The organism is Streptomyces candidus (assembly GCF_014207445.1).
In the GTDB taxonomy this organism is placed as follows: Bacteria; Actinomycetota; Actinomycetes; order Streptomycetales; family Streptomycetaceae; genus Streptomyces; species Streptomyces candidus.
In genome coordinates this window covers 1-4,346 of the sequence record NZ_JACHEM010000052.1, presented here as the reverse complement: position 1 = coordinate 4,346, position 4,346 = coordinate 1, and the positions used below count along the sequence as shown (strand labels likewise).

5 protein-coding genes are annotated in these 4,346 nt (G+C 69.0%); all 5 read right to left on the bottom strand.

The window, feature by feature from the left end:
- Window positions 1-146: 146 nt before the first annotated feature.
- Window positions 147-2,000: a ParB/RepB/Spo0J family partition protein gene (locus HNQ79_RS33010; RefSeq protein WP_185036674.1), complete on the bottom strand. Its 1,854-nt coding sequence runs from the start codon at window positions 1,998-2,000 to the stop codon at window positions 147-149.
- Window positions 2,001-2,488: 488 nt separating this feature from the next.
- On the bottom strand, window positions 2,489-2,893 hold the full coding sequence (locus HNQ79_RS33005; protein ID WP_221508379.1) for a DUF6573 family protein: 405 nt from the start codon (window positions 2,891-2,893) through the stop codon (window positions 2,489-2,491).
- Window positions 2,894-2,979: 86 nt separating this feature from the next.
- The gene (locus HNQ79_RS33000; RefSeq protein ID WP_185036672.1) at window positions 2,980-3,312 is read right to left on the bottom strand and encodes a hypothetical protein; all 333 of its coding nucleotides are present in this window, start codon (window positions 3,310-3,312) and stop codon (window positions 2,980-2,982) included.
- Window positions 3,313-3,441: 129 nt separating this feature from the next.
- Window positions 3,442-3,873, bottom strand: coding sequence for a hypothetical protein (locus HNQ79_RS32995; protein ID WP_185036671.1), 432 nt, complete (start codon window positions 3,871-3,873; stop codon window positions 3,442-3,444).
- Between the two features lie 107 nt (window positions 3,874-3,980).
- Window positions 3,981-4,346 (bottom strand): hypothetical protein (locus HNQ79_RS33380; protein WP_221508378.1); only part of this gene is annotated, 366 nt, incomplete at its 5' end.

Here is a 4,346-nt window from a genome sequence, read left to right as displayed (position 1 = left end):
CGGCCCGGCCGGGAGAACCGTCCGGGCGGGGCGTTAGGGGCCTCATTTCGGTTATCGGTAGGGGGTTTCGTGTGGGGCGGGGGGGGGGGTGCCACCCGCCGCCCCGGCCGGGGCAGGACCGTCAACGGTCCTGCCTGGTGTCGCTGTTACTCCTCGTCGGCTTCCTCCTGGTCGCCCTCGGCGGACCCGTCCTCGTCCCCTTCCGGCTCGTCCTCGTCCTCGCTGGTGTCGTCGAACTCGGCCCCTGAGCCGGACTCGTCACCTTCCTCGTCCTCGTCGTCGTCCTCGTCCTCCTCTGCCTCCTTGGCGGCGGCCCTGGCCGCTTCCCGCTCCTCGCGCTGCCGCTCCTGCTCGGCCCTGCGCTCGGCCTCGGCCTCGGCTTCCTGCTCGGCGGTGGCCACCGTCTCCGCCTCGACCTCCGTCACGCCGTACCCGTGGTGCTTCAGGAAGCTGATCCACTCGGCGGTCGCGGGCCTGATCCGGCCGCGCACCGAGGGGCCGTGGTGGTAGTGGGGCTCCCCGCGCCATGCGTCGTCCTTCATGTGCTCGGCCTCGAAGTAGCCCGCCACGTGCGCGAACAGAACCCACCAATACCGCCTGCTCGCGGTCTTCTTGATCAGCGAGCTGATCACGTCCTTCGGGTGACGGGTGAGCCGCTCGTCCCCCAGGAACTTCGCCAGCATCGCCCCGTGCTCCTGGCTCCCGACGTAGTGGACGTAGTGCCCATCACTGACGAGGAGCGTCCGCATGATCAGGTCCTTGACGTCGGCCGGGGCCTCGCCCTTGTCCTTGCACATGTCCGCGATGTGGGCCTCCCGGCCCGCTCGGGCCGTCCTCCACGCGAGGTTGTTCACCTTCACGCGGCGGCGCTCCTCGCGCACGGCCTCGGCCTTGGCGGCCTCCTCCTCGTCGGGCTCGTCGTCGCTGTCGTCGCCCTGGGCGGCCCCGGCGATCCGGTGGCCGTGCTTCTTCCAGTCGACGCACAGCCACACCACCTCGGCCGCGTCGGGGTCGATCGTGGCGGCGTGCCCCTCGCAGGTCTCGCTGTGCCCCTGCTCGCTCATCGGGTTTCCGATCGCACTGACCAGCTCCTCCAGTGGCCGGGCGGCGCTGTAGGACCAGTTCCACACCCAGTGGACGGTGGTGGCCTTCTTCTCGGCCAGTTCGGCCTTCAGGGTCTCGATCCGCTCGGTCCGCGCCTTTTTGGCGCGCAGTTCCTGCATGGCGGTTTTCCACGCGCCCCGCTTGGTGTTGCCCTCCTGCTCGTCCTTGGCCTTGGCCCGCATGAGCGTGACCTGAGCGTTGGACACGTCCTTGACCTCGTCGTAGTCGCCCAGCTCGACCCAGTCGAATTCGATCTCCTCGTCCCGGAGGTCTTCGAGGGTCTCCGCGTCCATCTGCGCGACCTTGTGGGCTGCGTCCAGCTCCTCCTCGGTGCGGCCGATGGCGGCGGCCAGGCTGCGCTTCCGGGCCTTGGGCACCTTCTTGGCCTTGACCAGAAGGGCGAGCTGCTCGGCGGCGTCCACGTCGTCCTGCGCGCTCGCCTGGCGACGGTGCAGGTTCTCCACCATCGAGACGGTCAGCGCCTCGTCATCGACGCCGCGCAGATCGTCGCGGATGATCGCCGGGATCTTCCGGTACTCGCGGCCTTCCTGCGCGGCCGCGCTGGCGACCCGGTACGCGGCCAGGCTGCGGCGCTGGCCGATCACGATGCCGAGCTGTCCGTCCCGCTCGCCCTCCTGGGGGCGCAGGATGATCGCCTGCTGAACGCCGACCTCCTCGACGCTGGCGATAAGGGCCGCGTCGGGCTCGGTGGTATCACCCTCCTCGCGCTTCTTGCGGTGGTTGTACGGGTCGACGATGACCAGCTTCTCCGTCCCGCCGTCGGGGTCGAAGTCGAGCGGGTCGATCGCCACCAGACGGCCGAAGATCGCCGGTTCTGCCGTCTCGTTCTCGGGGGTCTGTTCTGTCTGCTCGGCCTGCGTCACGGTCACGTTCATGCCTTTCGTCGTACGGGTTTCGAGTGGTGGTGTCGGCGGGGTGCCACCCCCTTCCAACAAGCTCAATACTACCAGGGTTTAGCCGGATTATCTAGCAGGGGAAGGGGTCTGACCAGGCTTTTTCAGGACTTCCATGGTCTTTTAGAGGTATCCAGTCCACGCTCCCGCTTGCCAGCCGCTTGGGGTCGTCCGCCACGGCGGGGCCAGCATTGAACGACGGCCCGCCTGCGGAGCGGGGCACCCAGTCGGCAGGCGCAGCCGCCGTCGCCGAAACGGTGCGGCCGTCGCCCGGGATGGCGCGCTCCCTCGGCCGGCGCAGGAGCGGAGGCACCGGCGGGCAGCCGTCGCGCCCCCGCGCCGGGGCCCGGATGCCCGGCCCGGACGGGAGAACCGTCCGGGCCGGGCGTTACGGGCCTCCATTCGGTGATCGGTACGGGGTTTCGAGTGGGGCCGGGGCGGCGGCGCCATCCGCCGCCCCGGCCGGGGCTTCACTGCGGCAGGTGCTCGCTGGGGCGCATGATCGTGATCACGCGCTCGCCGTTGTCACCGGGCGACGCCTCGGCCACCAGCGTCACGCGCTGCGGGTCACGGGTGCGGCCGTCGACCGGGACCCGGTAAGAGGTAAACGCCAGCCGGGCCGGACGCCCGGAGCCTGCGGCCGCCCTGATCGCACGGGATGCGGTGCTCAGCAGGTCCCACTGCCGCTCGGCCTCGTCCAGCCGGATTCCGGTGTCCCACGCATACGCCTCGGGCACGGCAACGCAGTCCGCGTAGACGGCCTCGGTCATGGCCACCGGGGCCGGGAACTCGGCCTCGGCGGCAATGCCGGGGTCGGCCTCGATCAGCGCGCGGTCCTTGATCGCCTGAGTGCGGGTGTAGACGGTGCCGGTCATGGTGCTCACGGGGTGCCTCTCTTCGTGCGTACGGGTTTCGAGTGGGGCCGGGGCGGCGGTGCCATCCGCCGCCCCGGCCGGGCGGATCAGAAGTGGTCGGAGTGAACGGGGCTGTGCGCGCCGTCGAAGGTGGCGACGACCGTCAGGTGGTTGCTGGCGGCGAGCAGGAGCGCGCGACCCTCCAGCCCCTCGAACTGGCCGGTGCGCTTGGCGTGACCCCTCGCGGTGTCGAGCAGCGCGTTCATCTCGGCGGCCAGCGGGGAGGAGGCACGGACGGTGACGATCTCGGGCGCGTAGTCGTGATCGGAGTACTCCTTGATCACCCAGTCCAGAACCACGGTGTACGACCGCAGCCCCGCCCGGCGGGCCGCGCGGTGGCGGGCGCGGATGGTCCGGAAGGTCTCGATGAGTGCGCGCATTGGGTGCTCCTCGGTGGGTTTCGAGTGGTGACGCCGGACGGGGTGCCAACCCCTTCCAACAAGCTCAATACTACCAGTATTGAGCCGGATTCGGAAGTACAAAGGGGGCCTGACCAGGGTTTTCTTGATTCACCATCCCCGAATCTCACGGTGCGCGATCCAGGCAAGCCGGGCGTAGGTCTCATGCGCTCGGAAGTAGCTACTGAGATCGACCGGCAACGACCGGCCGTCGACGGTGACCGCCCACGCCTCGTTGAGGCTGACCGCGAAACGGTCGTATCGCCACGCCACGGCTCGGCCGTCGGCAGTGCACTCGATGCGCATGGCCCGCGACCCCTGAGCATCCAAGATCCTCGGCCACCGGGCGGAACCGGCCTCCTCCTCGATGTATCGAGAGTCCTCGACCCGGTGCCCGCTCAGACCCAGCCGCGCCACGATGGTGGCGGCCACCACTTCCGCCCCGGTGGCGCTCCGCCCGTAGGGGGCCAGCCCCTGCGGCATCGGGTACTTCCGGTCGCGGTAGGTGACGGTGTCGCGGGGGTCGATAGTCAGCAGGTCCATGATGGCCAGCCCTTTCGTTGCGGTGGGTTTCGAGTGGCCGGGGCGGCAGTGCCATCCGCCGCCCCGGCGGAATGCGAAGGGGTTACCTCTAGGTCACCCCTTCGGGCTTACGCGCCGACGTCGGACGGCTCCGGGATCAACTCGTCCGGGGTGCGCCAGGAGATGTAGCCATGAAGGCGATCCAGCTCGACCCCTACGATCCAACCCCAGTCCCCAGTAGTGCCCTTGCGAACGGTCCCGGCCCAGCCATTTGTGTTGATCGCGTATTCGCTCGACACCTGGACACGGTCACCCTCGGTCCATTCCCTGCGCTGAGTGGTGGTCATGGTGTTTGCCTCCGGTGTGGTTTCGAGTGGTTCCCGTTGTCCGGGGTGCCACCCCCTTCCAACAAGCTCAATACTACCAGCATTGGACCGGATCGCATAGCGGAAAGGGGTCTCTGACCAGGCTTTTTCCTGAACTTCCATGATCCT